The sequence below is a fragment of the Ferrovibrio sp. genome, assembly GCF_041906005.1.
Classification (GTDB): Bacteria; Pseudomonadota; Alphaproteobacteria; order Ferrovibrionales; family Ferrovibrionaceae; genus Ferrovibrio.
Genome location: NZ_JAYRJY010000001.1, coordinates 1,948,773 through 1,968,096 on the forward strand (window position 1 = coordinate 1,948,773; position 19,324 = coordinate 1,968,096).

At 62.9% G+C, this 19,324-nt stretch carries 19 protein-coding genes; 15 read left to right on the top strand and 4 right to left on the bottom strand.

All coding sequences use genetic code 11. The features are described 5' to 3' along the window. The first annotated feature begins 12 nt into the window (after nucleotides 1-12). From rsmI to ACE3OO_RS09540, 10 genes are all read left to right on the top strand, one after another. Nucleotides 13-915 carry a 16S rRNA (cytidine(1402)-2'-O)-methyltransferase gene (gene rsmI / locus ACE3OO_RS09495; protein WP_374302138.1) on the top strand — a complete coding sequence of 301 codons (903 nt, stop codon included), beginning with the start codon at nucleotides 13-15 and terminating at the stop codon, nucleotides 913-915. Then, nucleotides 902-1,264, top strand: coding sequence for a YraN family protein (locus ACE3OO_RS09500; RefSeq protein WP_374302141.1), 363 nt, complete (start codon nucleotides 902-904; stop codon nucleotides 1,262-1,264). The genes rsmI and ACE3OO_RS09500 overlap by 14 nt, the downstream gene beginning before the upstream one ends. Nucleotides 1,265-1,364: 100 nt before the next feature. Then, complete coding sequence (locus ACE3OO_RS09505; RefSeq protein ID WP_374302144.1) at nucleotides 1,365-1,979, top strand: BON domain-containing protein; 615 nt, start codon at nucleotides 1,365-1,367, stop codon at nucleotides 1,977-1,979. Between the two features lie 22 nt (nucleotides 1,980-2,001). Beyond that, on the top strand, nucleotides 2,002-2,826 hold the full coding sequence (locus tag ACE3OO_RS09510; RefSeq protein ID WP_374302146.1) for a SirB1 family protein: 825 nt from the start codon (nucleotides 2,002-2,004) through the stop codon (nucleotides 2,824-2,826). Nucleotides 2,827-2,859: 33 nt separating this feature from the next. Then, complete coding sequence (gene gshB, locus ACE3OO_RS09515) at nucleotides 2,860-3,816, top strand: glutathione synthase (RefSeq protein ID WP_374302148.1); 957 nt, start codon at nucleotides 2,860-2,862, stop codon at nucleotides 3,814-3,816. A gap of 29 nt (nucleotides 3,817-3,845) precedes the next feature. Further along, nucleotides 3,846-4,433, top strand: coding sequence for a BglII/BstYI family type II restriction endonuclease (locus ACE3OO_RS09520; protein ID WP_374302151.1), 588 nt, complete (start codon nucleotides 3,846-3,848; stop codon nucleotides 4,431-4,433). A gap of 3 nt (nucleotides 4,434-4,436) precedes the next feature. Then, nucleotides 4,437-5,072 (top strand): MT-A70 family methyltransferase, encoded by a 636-nt coding sequence (locus ACE3OO_RS09525; protein ID WP_374302153.1) that lies wholly within the window; start codon nucleotides 4,437-4,439, stop codon nucleotides 5,070-5,072. 31 nt (nucleotides 5,073-5,103) lie between these two features. Continuing rightward, entirely contained in the window at nucleotides 5,104-5,721 is a 618-nt protein-coding gene (locus ACE3OO_RS09530) for a trans-aconitate 2-methyltransferase (RefSeq protein WP_374302155.1), read from the top strand. A 217-nt stretch (nucleotides 5,722-5,938) separates the two neighbouring features. Next, nucleotides 5,939-7,069, top strand: a complete 1,131-nt coding sequence (locus ACE3OO_RS09535) for a DUF2336 domain-containing protein (RefSeq protein ID WP_374302157.1) — start codon at nucleotides 5,939-5,941, stop codon at nucleotides 7,067-7,069. 16 nt (nucleotides 7,070-7,085) lie between these two features. Then, a complete protein-coding gene (locus ACE3OO_RS09540; RefSeq protein ID WP_374302159.1) occupies nucleotides 7,086-7,895 on the top strand; it encodes a dienelactone hydrolase family protein in 810 nt (269 codons plus the stop codon). 3 nt (nucleotides 7,896-7,898) lie between these two features. Here the strand turns inward: ACE3OO_RS09540 and ACE3OO_RS09545 are convergent, their stop codons facing one another. The 4 genes from ACE3OO_RS09545 to ACE3OO_RS09560 all read right to left on the bottom strand — a co-directional run bounded on the left by ACE3OO_RS09545 (nucleotide 7,899) and on the right by ACE3OO_RS09560 (nucleotide 13,253). Continuing rightward, nucleotides 7,899-9,647, bottom strand: coding sequence for an ATP-binding protein (locus ACE3OO_RS09545; RefSeq protein WP_374302160.1), 1,749 nt, complete (start codon nucleotides 9,645-9,647; stop codon nucleotides 7,899-7,901). A gap of 183 nt (nucleotides 9,648-9,830) precedes the next feature. Continuing rightward, nucleotides 9,831-11,600: an ATP-binding protein gene (locus tag ACE3OO_RS09550; RefSeq protein WP_374302162.1), complete on the bottom strand. Its 1,770-nt coding sequence runs from the start codon at nucleotides 11,598-11,600 to the stop codon at nucleotides 9,831-9,833. 66 nt (nucleotides 11,601-11,666) lie between these two features. Further along, nucleotides 11,667-12,830, bottom strand: a complete 1,164-nt coding sequence (locus ACE3OO_RS09555) for an alanine racemase (protein ID WP_374302164.1) — start codon at nucleotides 12,828-12,830, stop codon at nucleotides 11,667-11,669. An 18-nt stretch (nucleotides 12,831-12,848) separates the two neighbouring features. Beyond that, nucleotides 12,849-13,253: a PaaI family thioesterase gene (locus tag ACE3OO_RS09560; RefSeq protein ID WP_374302166.1), complete on the bottom strand. Its 405-nt coding sequence runs from the start codon at nucleotides 13,251-13,253 to the stop codon at nucleotides 12,849-12,851. A 271-nt stretch (nucleotides 13,254-13,524) separates the two neighbouring features. Here ACE3OO_RS09560 and groES point away from each other — a divergent pair, with 271 nt between their 5' ends. The 5 genes from groES (at nucleotide 13,525) to ACE3OO_RS09585 (ending at nucleotide 19,143) form a co-directional block, all read left to right on the top strand. Further along, on the top strand, nucleotides 13,525-13,842 hold the full coding sequence (gene groES, locus ACE3OO_RS09565; protein WP_300295056.1) for a co-chaperone GroES: 318 nt from the start codon (nucleotides 13,525-13,527) through the stop codon (nucleotides 13,840-13,842). 42 nt (nucleotides 13,843-13,884) lie between these two features. Further along, nucleotides 13,885-15,534, top strand: a complete 1,650-nt coding sequence (groL, locus tag ACE3OO_RS09570) for a chaperonin GroEL (protein ID WP_374302168.1) — start codon at nucleotides 13,885-13,887, stop codon at nucleotides 15,532-15,534. A 136-nt stretch (nucleotides 15,535-15,670) separates the two neighbouring features. After that, entirely contained in the window at nucleotides 15,671-16,900 is a 1,230-nt protein-coding gene (locus ACE3OO_RS09575) for a Shedu anti-phage system protein SduA domain-containing protein (RefSeq protein ID WP_374302171.1), read from the top strand. Nucleotides 16,901-17,146: 246 nt separating this feature from the next. Continuing rightward, a complete protein-coding gene (locus tag ACE3OO_RS09580; protein ID WP_374302173.1) occupies nucleotides 17,147-17,677 on the top strand; it encodes a PAS domain-containing protein in 531 nt (176 codons plus the stop codon). A 35-nt stretch (nucleotides 17,678-17,712) separates the two neighbouring features. Beyond that, a complete protein-coding gene (locus ACE3OO_RS09585) occupies nucleotides 17,713-19,143 on the top strand; it encodes a methyl-accepting chemotaxis protein (RefSeq protein ID WP_374302175.1) in 1,431 nt (476 codons plus the stop codon). Nucleotides 19,144-19,324: the final 181 nt, after the last annotated feature.

The following is a 19,324-nucleotide window of genomic DNA, read 5'->3' on the forward strand; positions in this document are numbered from 1 at the left end:
ATTCCGACGCCCATGACAAACCCGATCCTGCCGCCGCCCGAAACTCTGGTCTCCGGGGTGGACACGGCACAATTCACCCCCGGCTTATATCTGGTGGCAACCCCCATCGGCAACGCCGCCGATATCACGTTGCGGGCCCTGGCCCTGTTGCAGCGGGCCGATCTGGTGGCCTGCGAAGACAGCCGGGTGACCGGCCCGTTGCTGCAGCGCTACGGCATCCGGGCCCACCTGCTGCCATACCATGAGCATAATGCGGCGAAAGTGCGGCCCCAGCTCATCGAAAAGCTGCAGGCGGGCGCGGTGGTGGCGCTGGTCTCCGATGCCGGTACGCCGCTGATCAACGATCCGGGCTACAAGCTGGTGAAGGAGTGCATCGCGGCCGGCATTCATGTCACCGCCCTGCCCGGCGCTTCCGCCGTGCCCACCGCGCTTTGCCTTTCGGGTTTGCCCAGCGACCGCTTCCTGTTCGCCGGCTTTCCGCCGCCCAAATCGGCGGCCAGGCGCAGCTGGCTGGCCGAATTGAACGCCGTGCCGGCCACGCTGGTCTTGCTGGAAAGCGCCCAGCGCCTGGCCGACAGCCTGGCCGACATGGCCGCGATGCTGGGGCCCGACCGCGAGGCGGCCGTGGCGCGGGAGTTGACCAAGAAGTTCGAGGAAGTCCGGCGCGACAGCCTGAAGGCACTGGCTGCGCATTATGCCGAACATGGCCCGCCGAAAGGCGAGGTGACGCTGGTGATCGGCCCGCCGCCGGCTGCGGTCGCGCCATCGGAAGCCGATCTGGATGCGGCGCTGGCCGAGGCGATGCACCGCCTGCCTCTGCGTCAGGCGGTGGACGAGGTATCGACCCTGCTGGGCCTGCCGCGCAAGCCGGTTTATGCCCGCGCCCTGCAATTGCGGGACGATGGAGAACACTGAGCGCAACCGCCGCAACCGCGCCGGCCGCCGTGGCGAAAGCCTGGCGGCCTGGTGGCTGCGCCTGCAGGGCTATCGCATTCTGGCGCGCAACTGGCGTCATCCGGCCGGCGAGATCGACATTCTGGCCCGCCGCGGCCGGTTGCTGGTGGCGGTGGAGGTGAAATGGCGGGCGGAACAGGCGCGCGCCGCCGAGGCGATCCAGGCCGCGCAGCGCCATCGCATTGCCCAGGCGGCTGCGGTATTCTTGGCCCGGCAATCCGATGCCGCCGCCCTGTCGCTGCGCTTCGATGCCGTGCTGCTTGCCCCCGGGCGTCTGCCGCGCCATATCCGCGATGCCTGGCGGATCTGAGCGGCGGCCGGAGAGGCATTGCGTTTTTATACCGTGTGTTGTTGCACCGTATGTTGCTGCAGCGTGTGTTAGTGAACCGTTACAGGCAGGGGAGTCGTCCGTGCGTTCATCCACCCATTTCCGCTTCGTCCCGCTGATTCTGTTGCTGCTTGCGGCTCCGCTGTTGAATGGCTGCGTCGGCATCGCCGTTGGTGCCGGCGCCACCGCCGGCATTGCCGCCGCCGAGGAGCGTGGCGCCAAGAATGCCGCCAACGACAAGGGCATCCAGCTTCTGATCAACGACAAGCTGCTCAAGGAAAACCAGTATCTGTGGCGCAAGCTCTCCATCACCGTGGTCGAGGGCCGCGTGCTGCTGACCGGCGTGGTGGGCACGGAATTCTCGCGCGACGAAGCCACGCGCCTGGCCTGGGCGGCCTCCGACCGTATCCAGGAAGTGATCAACGAGGTGCAGGTGACCAGCTCGGGCGACCTGCTCGATTCCGCCAACGACAGCTGGATCACCACGCAGCTGCGCGCCAAGATCGCCACCGACAAGAGCATCGTCGACATCAATTATTCGATCGAGACGGTGAATGGCACGATCTACCTGATCGGCCTGGCGCAGAGCGAAGACGAAATCCAGCGCGTGACTGAACACGCGCGCATCATCAAGGGCGTGCGGCGCGTGGTCAGCCATGTCTGGCTCAAGACCGATCCGCGCCGCCGGCCCGTGTAAAGCAACCGGAAACGGGCGGGCGATGGGCGATACGGCGGCAATCGAAACGGCCCTCAAAGCCCTCGGCGCCGCGCCCGATGACGGCCTCGATATCGCCGAGGCGGCCCTGCTGCTGGCGGCGCTCGATCGTCCGGCTCTCGACCTCATGCCCTACCGCCGGCACTTAAGCGACATTGTCGGCGCGCTCAGCCGCCTCGATGCCGGGCCGGAAGTGGCGCCGCGCGCCATGGCGCTGGCCGGTGTGATCAGCGTGGAATTCGGTTACCGCGGCGATACGGAAACCTACGACGATCCGCAGAATGCCGACCTGATCCGCGTGATCGATCGCCGCATGGGCCTGCCGGTCAGCCTCGGGATTCTCTACATCTACGCGGCGAAGGCGCAATCCTGGCCGGTCTGCGGCATCGATTTTCCCGGGCATTTCCTGATCCGGCTGGAAGGCGAGGATGGCAGTCTGGTGCTCGATCCCTTCCATGGCGGACGGGTGGCCGCGCCGCCGGAGATGCAGGACCTGCTGCGCCGGCTGGGCAGCGGCGAGGATGTGCGGCCCGAACATGTGCGGCCGATGACGGCGCGCGAGGTGCTGCTGCGCCTGCAGAACAACATCAAGGGCCGCGCCTGGCGGGCCGGCGATATCGAACGCACGGCCGAAATCCTGCGCCGCATGCTGCTGGTGGCGCCGAATTTCGCGCCGGCCTGGCGCGAACTGGGCGTGGTGGAAGGCAAGCTCGGCCGCATCCGCCAATCCATCGCCGCCACCGAGCGGTTTCTGATGCTGGCAGGCGACGAGGCGGCAAGCCTTGAGGCCGAGGCCTTCCTGCGCCACATTCGCCTGCAGCTCAACTAGCATTCCATACCAAGCGAACAGAAGGACTGTGCCATGGCCCTCAAGGTGGCGATCCAGATGGACCCCATCGAACATATCGATTTCGATGGCGACAGCTCCTTCATGCTGGGCCTGGAGGCTGAGCGGCGCGGGTATTCCCTGATCCATTATCTGGCCAAGGATCTGAGTTTCCGCGATGGGCGCGTGCTGGCCCGCGCCCGGCCGCTGCGGCTGCGCTACGAGCGCGGCAATCATTACACCCTGGGCGAAGCGGCGCTGGTGGATCTGGCCGAGATGGACGTGGTGCTGATGCGCCAGGACCCGCCCTTCGACATGGCCTACATCACCGCCACGCATATCCTGCAGCATATCCACCCCAAGACTCTGGTGGTGAACAACCCGGTGGCCGTGCGCAACGCGCCGGAAAAGCTGTATGTCACGCATTTCGACGGCGTGATGCCGCCCACCCTGATCTCGTCGGACATGGAGGCGATCAAGGCTTTCCGCGCCGAGCATGGCGACATCATCCTGAAGCCGCTGTTCGGCAATGGCGGCGCCGGCGTGTTCCGCCTGCGGCCCGATGACGAGAATCTCGGCTCGCTGCTCGAGATGTTCACCAAGCTGTCGCGCGAGCCGGTGATCGTGCAGCGCTACCTGCCCGAGGTGCGCCAGGGCGACAAGCGCATCATCCTGATCGACGGCCGGCCGGTTGGCGCGGTCAATCGTGTGCCGGCCAAGGGCGAGGCGCGGTCCAACATGCATGTCGGCGGCCGGCCGGAGAAATCCACGCTGACCGACCGTGAACGGGAAATCTGCGACATCATCGGTCCGCACCTGAAACGCGAGGGCCTGATCTTCGTCGGCATCGATGTGATCGGTGGCTATCTCACCGAGATCAACGTCACCTCTCCCACCGGCATCCAGCAGATCAACCGCTTCGACGGCGTGAAGCTCGAGGCCGAGATCTGGGATGCCATCGAGGATGCGCTGAAACGGCGCGTGCTGGCGTAAATAAAAATAGAGAGTTCGCAGGGGGAATTATGGGTACAGAAATTTTGCCTGATTTCATTCGCGAGAAATACGAAGTGCATGAGTGGCGGCATGCATGCGCGATATTGCAGCAAGACTTCCCGAATGAGTGGCGCGACATCGTAGAAATGCTCACTGCGTTTCGTCTGCGCCGTAGTTGGATAACGACAGGCGGTAAGAACAAATCTGAAGTGGCTATTTGGGTAGATGAATTTCTTGGCGCTCGGAATTGGGTAGAAAAGCAATTCAGAACCCAAATTGTTGTCGATGATAAGCGCCTCGATTCGCCCACGCATAAAGTGGATTGTTTTAAAAACCAAGTTGCTCTAGAGGTCGAATGGAACAACAAAGACCCCTTTTATGATCGTGATTTGAACAATTTTCGTTTGCTTTTTGATCTCAGGGCAATTAGTGTTGGCATAATCCTTACCCGATGCGATGAACTCCAGGATATTTTTAATGTGCTGGGCCGAGGTAAGTCATACGGAAATTCGACCACGCACATGGGCAAATTGCTTCCACGCATTGAGGGTGGTGGCGGAGCAGGTTGCCCGTTGCTTGTTTTTGGCATCTCTCGCTCGCTGTATGTGGAGGATTAACGGATGGATGCTATGGTGAATCGCTTCGATTTTCCGCTTGTGAAGGGCGGGTATCGAACGATCCTTGCTGATCCTCCATGGCAGTTTGCCAACCGGACGGGGAAAATGGCCCCTGAGCATCGGCGTCTATCGCGATACTCTACAATGTCGCTTGATGACATCGCCGCTATGCCGGTGGCGGCAACCACTGCTGATACCGCTCATCTGTATCTTTGGGTACCGAATGCGCTTTTGCCGGATGGTTTGAAGATTCTGGAAGCTTGGGGCTTCAAATATAAGTCAAACATCGTTTGGCATAAGGTTCGTAAAGACGGCGGTTCGGATGGCCGTGGCGTCGGTTTCTATTTTCGGAATGTAACGGAATTGGTTTTGTTCGGCGTGAAAGGAAAAAACGCAAGAACGCTGGCTCCGGGACGTACACAGGTCAATCTGCTCAGCACGCGCAAGCGCGAACATTCCCGTAAGCCGGATGAATTCTACGACATAGTTGAGGCCTGTAGTCCCGGCCCATACCTAGAGCTTTTTGCTCGAGGGACTCGTAAGGGGTGGGCGTCGTGGGGCAACCAAGCCGAAGATTATCAGCCCACTTGGCCGACGTATTCTCACAACTCAGCAAGAGACCAACTGCGGTTTCGCTAGCTCTACTGGGCTTCTCGGGAGAGGTCGTAAGGTGACGGGTTCCCGCGAACAGCATTGGCAGGAGGTCTACTCCACCAAGGGGGAGGCCGAGGTAAGCTGGTTCCAGGACCGGCCGCAGACCTCGCTCGGGCTGATCGCGCAGACCGGATTGTCGTCTGATGCATCGCTGATCGATATCGGCGGCGGTGCGTCGCGGCTGGTGGACGCGCTGCTGGCGGCCGGCTGGCGCGACATCGCCGTGCTCGATATCGCCGGCGCGGCTTTGGCGAAAGCCCGCGCGCGCCTCGGTCCGCAGGGCGCGGGCGTGGACTGGATCGTCGCCGATATCACGGCATGGCAGCCAAGGCGGCGCTACGATCTGTGGCATGACCGTGCGGTGTTCCATTTCCTCGCCAGTCCCGGGGATCGGGCCGCCTACAAGGCGGCCTTGCGTTCGGCCATTGCGCCCGGTGGTCATGTGGTGATCGGCAGTTTCGCGCTGGATGGCCCGGAACGCTGCAGCGGCCTGCCCGTGCAGCGCTACAGCCCGGAAACCCTGTCCGCCGAACTGGGGCCCGATTACGTGCTGGAGCAGGCGCTGCAGGAAGACCACCACACGCCGGCCGGCCGCGTGCAGCATTTCCAGTTCAGCCGTTTCCGTCGCGTGTGACGCTGGCCCGCAAGCCCAAACAGTTGAATCTGCACAGTATGATCGCGTGGCGCGTGCAGCCGCTGGATGCATACGAAAGTAAACCGCTCACCGCGCGGTAACGGCAGCATTCGCCATTCTCCATCGGCGGTCGCAACAGCGGTGGATTTGATCGTGACATTTCGATTTCCTTTGCTATTGTCCGCCGCCAACATCGGGTCGCGGGGGCAGGATTTCGGTGTCACAGGGGGCATTTCTCAGCATTCAGGATGTCGAGCGGCTGCTGGCGGATCCATCGCCGGCGGCCCGCGCCGACACGGCTGCGAAAGTGGCTCGCGCCTATAACGGCCCCGTGCTCAGCGCCAGCGAACGCGATCTGGCCCAGGCGATCATCGCAGCCCTGGCCCGCGACACCGAAGCCAGCGTGCGACAGGCGCTGGCCGAGCAGCTGCGCGACAGCCGCGATATGCCGCGCAGCCTGGCGCTGCGCCTGGCCCGCGATATCGCCGCCGTGGCCATGCCGCTGCTGCAATATTCGCCGGTCTTCACCGATGCCGATCTGATCGAGCTGCTGCAGGCGGTGTCGCCGCAGCACCAATCCGCCATCGCCAGCCGTGCCGCCGTGTCGGTGGACCTGGCCGATGCGCTGATCGCCCATGCCGCCGAACCGGCGGTGGTGGTGCTGATGAACAATCGCGGCGCCAGTGTCGGGCCGGCGCAGATGGATCGCGCGCTGGATCGCTTCCCCGACAGCCGTGGCCTGGGCGATGCGCTGGCGCGTCATCCGAACCTGCCGCCGAAATTCGCTGCGCGCCTGATCGCGCAGGTATCCGATGCTTTGCGCGAAGCGCTGATCGCGCGCTATCACATCCCGCCGGCCATGGCGGCCGACACCATGATGCAACTGCGCGAGCGCACGCTGCTCGGCCTGCTGGGCGGTGGCGCCGCGCCGCCGGCGCTGGCCGATCTGGTCGCCGACCTGCAGAAACGCGGCCAGCTGACCAGCATGCTGGCACTGCGCGCGCTGGCTGGCGGCGACCTGGCCTTCTTCGAGCAGACGCTGGCCCAGCTGGCCGGAATCTCGCTGGGCAATGCGCGGCTGCTGATCCACGATCCCGGCCGGCGCGGCCTGGCCGCGATCTATCAGCGGTGCCGCCTGCCGCAGGATTACTTCAGGATGGTCGAGGCGGTGATTGAACTGGCGCGTGGCTTCGATTTCCTGCGCGGCGCCGTCGAGCGCGCGGAATTCGCCGAAATGGTCACCGCGATGGTGCTGGCCGATTTCGCGGCCCTGTGGGATCCCCAGGAACAGCGGTGGCTCACGCGCCGACGGTCCCGCGCCCAGGCGGCGCAGCGGATGGCGGCCTGAGCGGGCTCTGACGATCATGATCGCTGTGCCGGCCGACAGTCTTCCCAGCGAAACCCTCACGATCCCCAGCCGTGTTGTCGATCCGGCTCTGGCGCGGCCATTAACCATAAAGGCGAGCTATTATCCGGCCCCGGCCACGACTTTGGCCGTGGCGCCGCTGGTGGTGTTCAATCATGGCTCCACCGGCCAGGGCGCCGAACGCGGCCGCATCCCGCGCCATGCCATGCTGCGTTACGAGTCTCAGGCCCGCTATTTCCATGCGCGCGGGTTCGCCTTCCTGGCGCCGATGCGGCGCGGGCGCGGTGAATCGGAAGGCGACTATCTGGAAAGCTATGCCTGGGACGCGCTGAAACTGGCCGAGGGCCTGCAGCATGCCCTGGACGATGTCGATGCGGTGGTGGAGTTCATGCGGCGCCGGCCCGAGATCGACGGCCGGCGCATCCTGGTGGCCGGGCATTCGCGTGGTGGCCTGCTCAGTGTCGCCTATGCCGGCCGGCATCCTGCCGGCGTGATCGGCAGCATCAGCTTTGCTGGCGGCTGGATCGCCGAACGCGGCATGATGGAAGACTTCAACCGCGAGGTCTTCGTGCGCGCCGGTGCCGGTGCCGAAACGCCGTCGTTATGGCTCTACGCCGAGAATGACCGTCATCACAGCATGGCGACGATCCGTCGCTGGCATGATGGCTACACCGGTGCCGGCGGCAATGCGGAGCTGTATCTGTTCGGGCCGATCGAGGATGACGAAGGCCATCAGCTGCTGGAGCGACCCGGCCTGTGGCAATCGGCCATGGATGCCTTCCTGCATCAGCTAGGCTTTTTCTGGTAGGACTCAGGTCCGGCGCGTGCGCTCGGCGGGGAAGGTCACGGTGATGCAGGTGCCTTTGCCGGGGGCGCTGTCGACCGCGATGCGGCCCTGATGGGCCTGTACGAAGGCGCGCACCAGCGACAGGCCCAGGCCGATGCCGCCAAAACTGCGGCTCAGCTTGGTGTCGGCCTGCTCGAAGGGGTCGAAAATCCGCTTCTGGTCCTGCGGCGCGATGCCGATGCCGTGATCGCGCACCCACAGCGATATCTCGTTGCTCGGCTCGTCCAGCCGGGCGCCGACCTCGACCGACGCGCCGGGCGGCGAGAATTTCAGCGCATTGCCGATCAGGTTGATCAGAATCTGGCGCACCAGCCGCGCATCGGCATGCAGGGTCGGCAGGTCCGGTGGAATATCCGCCGTCATCAGGTTGGCGGCGCGGTCGAATTGCCGTCCGGCCAGGCGGATGCTGGTGTCGGCTTCCTCGGCTATGTCCACCAGGCTTTCGTGCAGCACGATCTGGTTGGCCTCGATGCGGGCCAGATCGAGGATGTCGTTGATCACGGCCAGCAGATGGCGTCCGCTGCTGTAGATGTCGTCGACATATTCGGCATAACGCGGCGAGTCGGCACCGAACATCTTCTGCCGGATGATGTCGGAAAAGCCGATGATGGCATTCAGGGGCGTGCGCAGTTCATGGCTCATGTTGGCCAGGAAGATCGACTTGGCCTGGCTGGCCCGCAGGGCGGCATCGCGTGTCTGGCTCACCTCGCGAAACAGTTCCTCCAGCCGGGCATGCTGCTCCTGCAATTGGGCGCCGGCCTGCTGCTGGTCCGTCACATCCACCAGGATCAGGGCGCGTTCGCCATGCGGCAGCAGGCGCAGGCTGGCGCGCACCCAGCCGTGGCCGGGCAGTTCCAGCAACGGCCGGCTGCGGTCGTGGCGCATGGTGGTTCCGGGCGGATCGATGTCCAGCCGTTCCAGCAGGTCGGCCGGCATGCCGGCCTTGAGCAGCAGCGGCGCCAGCGCGTCGTCGCGCTTCACGTCGCTTTCGGCCAGGCCGAGCAGCAGGGGGAACCGGTTGTTCCAGAGCTGGATGCGGCCATCGCTGTCGAAAAACACGAAGGCTTCGCTGCTGTCGGCGATGTCCAGCAATTCATCCTGGGCGTGGCGGATGCGGTCATACAGCGCGGTATTTTCCGCGCTCAGGCTCCAGTTGCGCAGCAGAACGCGATGCAGCACGCGGTTGGCGATGATCATCGCCGCCACATAGCCGGCGATCAGCAGGCTCATGCCATACCCGATCACGCCGCCCTGCAGCAGGAAAAACACCGCGTAGGGCCAGGCGACATTGATGATGAACGCCGCGCCGGCCGAGGGCATCAGGGCCAGGGCCGGTGCCGAGCCGCCGATCACCCCGGCGATCACGGCCACCAGCAGAAGCTGGCTCGGTGTGTCGAGTTGCGGCATGGCCAATGCCGCGGCGCCCCAGACCAGGCCCGAGAAACCCGCCACCGCGATATCCAGCGGACCCTGCCAGTGCGGCGGATTTTCCGGGCGCTGGCGGCCACGCAGGAACCAGTCGAACACGATGATGGCGGCGGCCAGCACATGCAGCAGCCACCAGGCCGGAATCCATTCGGCGTTGGTCTGGTGCCACAGCAGCAGGCTGGTTATGGAGGGGAATACGACCGTGGTGCCGGCATAGATCAGCAGCACCATCTGGAAGCTGTTGTGAAACGGCGCTCCCGCGCCTGGCGAGGCCGCAGGTTCCATGGGGAAATCTGCTGCGCCGCCATGGGGGGCGATATGTGGGAGGGGCTGGGACATGGTTGGTTGGGAAGCCTTGCGGGCCACTCAACCGTAAATCATGTCCGGCGTCCAATGCGCCGTGCGGCGGTAACCGCAATTTAATGCCTTTTCCGGGGATTCGCCGCCGTATGGCCGCTTTCCCGGGTTTCAGGCTTTGCTTGTGCGATCGGCCGGAAAGGTGGCGGTGATCAGCGTGCCCTTGCCCGGGGCGCTGTCGATGCTGATGCGGCCCTTGTGGGCCTGCACGAAGGCGCGCACCAGCGACAGGCCGAGGCCGACGCCGCCGTAATTCCGGCTGAGCTGGGTATCGGCCTGTTCGAAGGGATCGAAGATGCGGGCCTGGTCCTGCGGGGCGATGCCGATGCCGTGATCCCGCACCCAGAACGATATCTCGTTGCTCTGCCCGTCCAGCCGGGCGCCGGCTTCCACGGTCATGCCGGTGGGCGAGAATTTCAGGGCGTTGCCGATCAGGTTGATCAGGATCTGGCGCACCAGCCGCGCATCGGCATGCAGGGCCGGCAGCGAGTCGGGCAGGGCAACGGTCACGGCATGGGCCGCGCGGCCGTAATGCGATGCGGCCAGCCGGGCGCAGATCGGGATTTCCTCATCCAGCATCACGTCGCTTTCATGCAGCACGATCTGATTGGCCTCGATGCGGGCCAGGTCGAGGATGTCGTCGATCACCGCCAGCAGGTGCCGGGCGCTGCCGTTGATGTCGTTCAGATACTCGTCGTATTTCGGCGAGGCAGGACCAAACATCTTTTTCTGCACGATGTCGGAAAAGCCGATGATGGCATTCAGTGGCGTGCGCAGTTCATGGCTCATGTTGGCGAGGAAGATCGACTTGGCCTGGCTGGCGCGCAGCGCGGCGTCACGGGCCTGGCTGACCTGGCGGAACAGTTCCTCCAGCCGGGCATTCTGCGCCTGCAGCTGCGCGCTGGCCTGCTGCTGTTCGGTCATGTCGCTCAGGATCAGCGCCAGATCACCCTGTGGCGTGACGCGGCGTCCGATCTGCACCCAGCGGCCATTGGGCAGTTGCAGCAGGCCGCCGGAGATTTCGCTGGTCAGCAACGCATCCGGCAGGCCGGCGCGCCGCAGCAGCACTTCAAAAACGGCGCCGCGTTCAAGCTGCGCCTGCTCCAGCCCCAGCAGGGCGGGCAGTCGCCGGTTCCACAATTGCAGCCGGCCCTCGGCATCGAGGAACGCAAAGGCCTCCGTGCTTTCCGCGATATCCAGCAGTTCGTTCTGGGCCGCGCGGATACGGCCATACAGCGCGCGGTTCTCCTCATAAAGGCGACGGTTGCGGCGGATCACGCCGTTGACGATCCGGTTGGTCAGCACCATGGCGCCGACATACAGGATCGACATCACGGCCATCGCCAGGCTGATCGTCGTGCCCTGCTGGATGAAGAACACGATATAGGGTGCCGCCGTCAGCACCATGAAGGTGGCAGCGGCGCTCGGCACCACGGCCAGGGTGGCGGCCGAGCCGGCAATCATGCCGGCTGCCACCATGATCACCAGCAATTGCTGCTGCTCGCTCAAAAGCGGCAGGAAGAGCGCCGCGATGCCCCAGCTGCCGCCGGCGATGGCGGCCACCAGGGTATCGTACTGGCGCATGCGCTGCTGCGTGGCGTTGCCATTGCTCCGTCGCGTGCGCCGCCACCAGCGAAAGCCCATATAGACGATCGGCACGACATGCAGCAGCCACCAGGCCAGCAGCCATTGGCCCGGTACCGTATTGGCCAGCAACAGGGCCAGCGCGGAAACATTGATCAGCGTGACGCCGGCGTTGATCGGCACCACCTGGCGGAAGCTGCCCAGCACCGGGTCATGGTGACGGCTGCGCGGCGCGCTGGCGGCCAGCGGCAGCGCTTCCGCGAACTGGCCGGCCATCGGTGGCTGTGGGTCGGTCATTGGCTGGAAAATCCCCCTCGCCAACTCAACCGGAAAAGCCACCCGGCTGGCAATCTATCTTTTTGATTACCAGCCGTTTACCCGGTCCCATTCGGCCACCACCACCGGGCTGCCGCCATCGGTGCGGCCATCGATGACATGATAACGGTCATACATCGCGCCGGTCATGCAGACATGGTTGGGCAAAACTCGCAGGCGGCTCCCTGCCGGATGGGCCGCGAAATCCACCGGCCCAGACTGTGGTCCGGCCTGCGCTCCGCCGACCAGCCCGTGTTCCTGGTGTACATCATGCACGGCAAGGCCGGGCAGGGGCAGTGCGGCATCGGGCCGGCAGACCCGGCCATAGCCGGTGCCCGGCGCATGTTCGTTGGCACCGGTGTCTTTCGACAATGCCAGGCCGCCGGCATCGATCAGCAGATGGTTGCGGCCATGATGATGGCTCACCACGCTGGCCAGCACGCTGACCGCGATATCCTCCATGCCGCAGCAGCCCAGTCCGGCCTGGAACAGATCGAAGAACACGAAATTGCCCGGCCGCATCTCGGTCACGCCGTCCAGCGTCCTGGCAAACAGTGCCGTCGGCGTCGAGCCGACCGAAACGATGGCGCAGTCATGCCCGGCCGCGCGCAGCCGCGCTGCCGCCAGCAGCACGGCCTGGCGTTCGTCCTCCGCGATCCGCTCGATCTCGGGGATGCTTTTGGCGTGATAGGAATGGCCGGCATGGGTCAGCACGCCGGCAAGCTTTGCGCCGGGTTGCGACAGGGCTTGTGCCAGCGGCAGCAGCAGGTCGGAATCCGGTGCGATGCCGGCGCGGCCCAGGCCGCAATCGATCTTGATCAGCACGGCGAACGTCACGCCCTGCGCGCGGCCCTGTTCGGCCACGGCGCGCGCCACATCCAGGTTGTCGGTGATCAGCTTCAGGCCGGGCGCATCGCGCATGATGGCGGCCGCCTGCGGCAGTTTCGCCGGCGCCATCGGCACGGCATAGGTGATGTCGGTGAAACCGGCCCTGGCAAAATAGGCCGCCTCGGCCAGCGTCGAAACGGTGAGCGGGCCGCCTTTGCCCACGGCCAGTTCGGCTACCTTCGCCGATTTCGCCGTCTTCAGATGCGGCCGCAGCATGACGCCCAGCTCGCGGGCACGGGCCTGCATGCGGGCGATGTTGTTCAGCAGCCGGCGCTGGTCGAGGATCAGCGACGGCGTGGGCAGATCGGCAAGGGTGATGGTCATATGTCCCGCTTAGTCTGTTTATGTGCGTGGCGCCAGCACGAGCTGCGTCTGCGTCACGATGGCGGCGAGTTTGCCGTCGGCCCGGCTGATTTTCGTCTGCCAGACCTGGGTGGTGCGGCCGCGATGGATCGGCGTGCATTCGGCATGGGCCGTCTCGCCGGCCGGGATGGCGGCCAGGAAGTTGGTCTTGCTCTCGATCGTCGTGGTGCTCCAGCCATCGCCCAGATTGGCCTTCAGCCAGGCCATGGTGGCGACCGCCCCCAGCGTGTCGGCAAAGGCCATCACCGCCCCGCCATGCAGCACCGCGGGCCGGGTGCACAGATCGGGCCGCACCGGCAGTTCGGCCGTCACCCTGTCGGGCGAGACCGCGGTGATGGTCAGCCCCATCAGGTCGGCGAAGGGCAGGCTGGTCTCGGCGGTCATGGTGTCCTCCCCGGTGAATACTCATCCCGGCCGTTTCCCCGACAGGCTAGCCGGCGGCGCCGGCCGCGTTAACACCCGGGCCGGCCACAGAAAAATTATGGCGGAATCCGGGCAAGCCTCCTTGACGGGGCGGGGGAGGCTGCTTAAGTGTCTGGCGCTCTCCGACCGAGAGTGCTAACAACCGGGCGAAATTAATCTTAAGTCATTGATTTTGCTAGGTTGAACGAAATTCTGACCCTGAATCTATGCGACAACACTCAAGGAGGATCGCATGAAGTTTCGTCCGCTGCATGACCGCGTGGTGGTGAAGCGCGTTGCCGAAGAAGAGCGCACCGCCGGCGGCATCATCATTCCCGACAGCGCCAAGGAAAAGCCGATGCAGGGCGAGATCATCGCCGTCGGCGCCGGCGCCCGCGACGAGAATGGCAAGGTGCAGCCGCTCGACGTCAAGGTCGGCGACCGCGTGCTGTTCGGCAAGTGGTCGGGCACCGAGGTGAAGCTGGATGGCGAGGATCTCCTGATCATGAAGGAGTCCGACATCATGGGCATCATCGAAGGCACCCCTGCCAAGAAGTCCAAGGCCGCTTGATAGCGCCTATCCATCAGACAGACATTCCAAGGAGAAACAGCAATGGCTGCTAAAGACGTCAAGTTTGGCGCCGAAGCCCGTGGCAAGATGCTGCGCGGCGTCGACATCCTCGCCGATGCCGTCAAGGTGACGCTGGGCCCGAAGGGCCGCAACGTCGTGATCGACAAGTCGTTCGGCGCGCCGCGCATCACCAAGGACGGCGTCACCGTCGCCAAGGAGATCGAGCTTTCCGACAAGTTCGAGAACATGGGCGCCCAGATGGTGCGCGAAGTGGCCTCGAAGGCGAACGACCAGGCCGGCGACGGCACCACCACCGCCACCGTGCTGGCCCAGGCCATCGTGCGCGAAGGCGCCAAGGCCGTTGCCGCCGGCATGAACCCGATGGACCTGAAGCGCGGCATCGACCTCGCGGTCGAGAAGGTGATCGAGGACGTGAAGTCCCGCGCCAAGAAGATCGCCGGCGCCAAGGAAATCGCCCAGGTCGGCACCATCTCGGCCAACGGCGATGCCGAAATCGGCAACATGATCGCCAAGGCGATGGAAAAGGTCGGCAACGAGGGCGTCATCACGGTTGAAGAGGCCAAGAGCCTGGAGACCGAGCTGGACGTCGTCGAGGGCATGCAGTTCGACCGCGGCTACCTGTCGCCGTATTTCATCACCAATGCAGAGAAGATGCTCTGCGAGATGGAAAACCCCTACATCCTGCTGCATGAGAAGAAGCTGTCGGGCCTGCAGGCCATGCTTCCGGTTCTGGAAGCCGTGGTGCAGACCGGCCGTCCGCTGCTGATCATCGCGGAAGACGTGGAAGGCGAGGCCCTGGCCACCCTGGTGGTCAACAAGCTGCGCGGCGGCCTGAAGGTTGCCGCCGTGAAGGCGCCGGGCTTCGGCGACCGCCGCAAGGCCATGCTGGAAGACATCGCCATCCTGACCGGCGGCCAGCTCATCTCCGAAGACCTCGGCATCAAGCTTGAGTCGGTCACCCTGCAGATGCTGGGCACCGCCAAGAAGGTGACGATCGACAAGGAGAACTCCACCATTGTCGGCGGCGCCGGCAAGAAGAAGGACATCGACGCCCGTTGCGCGCAGATCAAGGCGCAGATCGAGGAGACCTCCTCGGACTACGACCGCGAGAAGCTGCAGGAGCGTCTGGCCAAGCTGGCTGGCGGCGTGGCCGTCATCAAGGTCGGCGGCGCCACCGAGGTCGAGGTGAAGGAGCGCAAGGATCGCGTTGACGACGCCCTGCACGCTACCCGCGCCGCGGTCGAGGAAGGCATCGTTCCGGGCGGCGGTACCGCCCTGCTCTATGCCACCCGCGCCATCGAGAAGGTGAAGGTTGAGAACGGCGACCAGAAGCATGGCGTCGAGATCATCCGTCGCGCCCTGCAGGCGCCGGTCCGTCAGATCGCCGAGAATTCGGGCGTCGACGGCGCGGTGGTTGCCGGCAAGCTGCTGGAGTCGAAGGACACCAACTGGGGCTTCAACGCCCAGACCGAAGAATATGTCGACCTGGTCAAGGCCGGCGTGATCGACCCGGCCAAGGTCGTGCGCGTCGCCCTGCAGGGCGCGGCTTCGGTTGCCGCCCTGCTGATCACCACCGAAGCCATGGTGGCCGACAAGCCGGAGCCGAAGGCCCCGGCCGGCGCCCCCGGCGGCATGGGTGGCATGGGCGGCATGGGCGGCATGGACTTCTAAGTCCAAAGCCCATCAGTCCTGCACTGAAACGGAAAGGCCCGGTCGCAAGACCGGGCCTTTTTCGTTGCCATGATACTATGTCTAGCGTTAGCACTTTGACTACAAATTGAATTTTAGCGTTTCCTAGGAGGGAAGAGTGGCGGGGGGTGGAGATTATAAAGCCTTTGCTCTGCAGCTATTGAATGACTTGATGCCTTTGTACTACGGGCGCCTATGGCAAGCGCTTGAAAGTAAGCAGGCAGATTTGAGTGATTTTACAGGATTTCTTCTTAACCCTGAGCGTATCGTTATACATATGGGAAGAACTCATGTTGGATTAGAGTATTATGGTAAAGAGCGGGTAGATTCTATCAAAGGCAGTGATTGGAATGCCAAGGTAGAGGTGCTTGACTATTCTCTTTCTGACGAAGACTTCTTCGATAGAGTGATTGGCTTTTCAATAGACGATGGAGTGCTCAAGCTTCCAATAGCTGGGCCTCCAGTTGAGAATTTGATTATTGCCAGCAATGCTGGCTTCGATGAGTTGCAAGCACTTGGTTGGAATTTCGCCGCAGAGGGTATGAACTTTGCCATTAATACTAAAGGATTTTATGTGCCAGCTGGGAAATTTGGTCGCCTTATAAATGCGAGATTTTTTTCAAAGGACGCCCACGGCCTTTTAACTCGTCATATTAAGTGGATCGATTTTATTCCGCTCGATTATGACGACAGCGGAGAAGAGGTTGATGTATTCCGGATTCACATTGGGCCGTATGAAAAAATATGGCAATTGGATCTACGGTACGTATATCCGTTGCCACCCAAGAAGGACTATCGCTACTCTAAGCTGCCTCAGATAAATAGGTTTGTCGAGTTAATCGGGACAACGAAACATAAAGAACCCAACATCACTAACTTTCTGGCTGATCCAATTAATAAGTTCATTTTGTTAATGAAGTTTGGAGCAACAGAATTTTTTTCGCAATTGGAATGTGAATGGCAAGGCGATGAGCGCCCCTCAATCAAGCCAGATTTCTTTGTCCTACAGCCGAACGGGTATGCCGACATAGTTGAATTTAAACTGCCAACATTAAAAAACTCAGTCATTGTGGGTAGGGAAAATCGCGAGGCGTTTTCGGCCGAGCTTGCATCATGCGTTGCTCAAACGCGGGTTTATAGGCAGTATTTTGACGACTCAAGTAATCGACGCTGGTTTGAGGAGAAGTACGGCTTCAAGGTATATAAGCCAAAGAGAATCATTGTTATTGGAAGACGTTTTGATTTTACAGCAGATGAATGGAGAGGGATTGTGGATGATTACCACGATGTACAAATTGTGACCTATGATGATTTGGTCGACGGCGTAACGGCGCAATTGTATTTGTAAGCAGAATCCGCCAAAGCTTCATTGTCGCCAAAGTAGGCGACTAGCGAGATACTTGGTTATTATCGTAACGACAAAGGCCCGGTCGCAAGACCGGGCCTTTGTCGTTACGGTCCTGTTATGCGGGATTTGCTGTTCGTCAAACGGCGTTATTGAACTTTAAGCACGTGTTGCAAGGTTGAAATTTCCAATTGCAGCGCGGCGGGCGCAAAGAAGCGGTCATTAGATACCGCTTATCGAGAGCCCGTCATGCAACGCCCGACACCAACCACCACCGAACGCACATTTGCCGAGAACGAGATCATCGTCAGCAAGACCGACCTCAAGGGCCGGCTGCTGTATGTCAACGACGTGTTCTGCCATGTCGGCCTTTATGACGAGGCCGATGTGCTCGGCCAGCAGCACAGCATCGTGCGTCACCCCGATATGCCGCGTTCGGTGTTCCACCTGCTGTGGCAGCGCATCCAGTCCGGCCGCGAGATCTTCGCCTATGTGAAGAACATGGCGAAGAACGGCGACTATTACTGGGTGCTGGCCCATGTCACGCCCAGCCACGACCTGCAGGGCAATATCGACGGCTATCATTCCAATCGCCGCCTGCCCGGCCGCACGGCCCTGAATGCGATCGCGCCGCTTTATCGCCAGATCCTCGCCGAGGAGGAACGCCATGCCGACCGCAAGCAGGGCATGCATGCCGGCGTGGCCCTGCTGGAAAAAATCCTGGATGACCGCGGCCTGAGCTACGACGAATTCGTGCTTGGCCTGGCCAGCCAGTCCTGATCAATCCCCAACCCATTCATACGGAAGGATAGCACATGGTTACGATGCTGATCGGTTCCAAGCACAAGAAAGCGCTGCAGCAGATCGATGCGATCTGCAAGCGCGCCGCCCAGGGCGACATGTCCGGGCGCGTCCTGCATCTCGGGCAGTATGGCGATCTGGCCCCCACTTTGGCCGCCTTCAATCGCCTGCTCGATCTGACCGATGCCTATATCCGCGAATCCGGCGCCTGCCTGGAGCATGCCTCCGAGGGCAAATATTATCGCCCCTTCCTGCCGCAGGGCATGGTGGGCAGTTTCCGCAAGGGCGCCGACATCATCAATCGCGCCCGCGAAAACATGGGCCAGCGCGCGAAGGACACCGCCGCTTTGCAGGAGGAAGTCTCCGGCCTGGTGGTGGCGGCGGCGGCCGGCGACCTGAAGCAGCGCATCGATCTCAACGGCAAGGATGGCTTCATGCGCCAGCTCGCCGATGGCATCAACACCCTGGTCGATCGCAGCGGCAGCGTGATCACCAACATCGCCGTGGTGATCGCCGGACTGGCGCGCGGCGATCTGAACCGGCAGGTCGATGGCGAGTATGAAGGGGTTTTCGCCTCGGTGCAGAACGACACCAACAGCACCATCGACAAGCTGCGCGATGTGGCCGGCATGCTGACCCAGAATGCCAGCGCCGTGCACGATGCCGCCCGCGAGATTTCCGAGGCCAGCCGCGATCTGGCCCAGCGCACGGAAAGCCAGGCCGCCACGCTGGAGCAGACGGCGGCGGCGATGCATCAGATCACCGCGACGGTGAAGCAGAATGCCGACAACGCCCAGGCCGCCACCCAACTGGCGATGACGGCCAGCGATACCGCGGAAAAGGGCGGCGATGTGGTGCGCAGCGCCGTGCAGGCGGTGTCGCAGATCGAGCAGAGCGCGCAGAAGATCAGCGACATTGTCGGCCTGATCGACGAGATCGCCTTCCAGACCAATCTCCTCGCGCTCAATGCCTCGGTCGAGGCGGCGCGTGCGGGCGAGGCCGGCAAGGGTTTCGCCGTGGTGGCGCAGGAAGTGCGCGCCCTGGCGCAGCGTTCGGCCAGCGCCTCGAAGGATATCAAGTCGCTGATCAGCGAGTCGAATACGCAGGTCAAGACGGGCGCGGCACTGGTCAACCAGGCCGGCGCCTCGCTGACCGAGATCGTCGGCGCGGTGAAGAAGGTGAACACGATCATCGCCGAGATTGCCTCGGCCTCGGCCGAGCAGTCGCGCGGCCTCGACGAAGTGAATGTCGCGGTCGGCAATCTGGACGAAATGACCCAGCGCAACGGCGCCCTGGTCGAGGAAACCAATGCCTCGGCGCAGAGCCTGGCCGAACAGGCCGAGCAGCTGGCCAGCGTGGTGCGCTTCTTCCAGGTGCAGCAGCGGCAGCCGGTCGCGGCGCCGCGTCTGGTCGAATGCCAGCCGATGCTGGACGCGGCGGAGTGACGTCGATACTGCGGGCATGCAGCCATGGCGGGTCGGGAACCATCCCGGCCCGCCGGCGATTCCGGTGAAAATTGCCGGAATACGCGACGGAAACTGGAACTGATTTAAGTCAAATTCTTCGTGAATCTTATTATCGACTCAATATCTTAAGTGATGTTTTAAACATAAATTATTCTTGCCA

Excerpts from the sequence above, each read along its gene's own strand:
- rsmI (WP_374302138.1), top strand. The coding sequence starts at position 13 with ATGACAAACCCGATCCTGCCGCCGCCCGAAACTCTGGTCTCCGGGGTG.
- ACE3OO_RS09500 (WP_374302141.1), top strand. The coding sequence starts at position 902 with ATGGAGAACACTGAGCGCAACCGCCGCAACCGCGCCGGCCGCCGTGGC.
- ACE3OO_RS09510 (WP_374302146.1), top strand. The coding sequence starts at position 2,002 with ATGGGCGATACGGCGGCAATCGAAACGGCCCTCAAAGCCCTCGGCGCC.
- gshB (WP_374302148.1), top strand. The coding sequence starts at position 2,860 with ATGGCCCTCAAGGTGGCGATCCAGATGGACCCCATCGAACATATCGAT.
- ACE3OO_RS09520 (WP_374302151.1), top strand. The coding sequence starts at position 3,846 with ATGGGTACAGAAATTTTGCCTGATTTCATTCGCGAGAAATACGAAGTG.
- ACE3OO_RS09525 (WP_374302153.1), top strand. The coding sequence starts at position 4,437 with ATGGATGCTATGGTGAATCGCTTCGATTTTCCGCTTGTGAAGGGCGGG.
- ACE3OO_RS09540 (WP_374302159.1), top strand. The coding sequence starts at position 7,086 with ATGATCGCTGTGCCGGCCGACAGTCTTCCCAGCGAAACCCTCACGATC.
- ACE3OO_RS09545 (WP_374302160.1), bottom strand. The coding sequence starts at position 9,647 with ATGGAACCTGCGGCCTCGCCAGGCGCGGGAGCGCCGTTTCACAACAGC.
- ACE3OO_RS09550 (WP_374302162.1), bottom strand. The coding sequence starts at position 11,600 with ATGACCGACCCACAGCCACCGATGGCCGGCCAGTTCGCGGAAGCGCTG.
- ACE3OO_RS09555 (WP_374302164.1), bottom strand. The coding sequence starts at position 12,830 with ATGACCATCACCCTTGCCGATCTGCCCACGCCGTCGCTGATCCTCGAC.
- ACE3OO_RS09560 (WP_374302166.1), bottom strand. The coding sequence starts at position 13,253 with ATGACCGCCGAGACCAGCCTGCCCTTCGCCGACCTGATGGGGCTGACC.
- groES (WP_300295056.1), top strand. The coding sequence starts at position 13,525 with ATGAAGTTTCGTCCGCTGCATGACCGCGTGGTGGTGAAGCGCGTTGCC.
- groL (WP_374302168.1), top strand. The coding sequence starts at position 13,885 with ATGGCTGCTAAAGACGTCAAGTTTGGCGCCGAAGCCCGTGGCAAGATG.
- ACE3OO_RS09580 (WP_374302173.1), top strand. The coding sequence starts at position 17,147 with ATGCAACGCCCGACACCAACCACCACCGAACGCACATTTGCCGAGAAC.
- ACE3OO_RS09585 (WP_374302175.1), top strand. The coding sequence starts at position 17,713 with ATGGTTACGATGCTGATCGGTTCCAAGCACAAGAAAGCGCTGCAGCAG.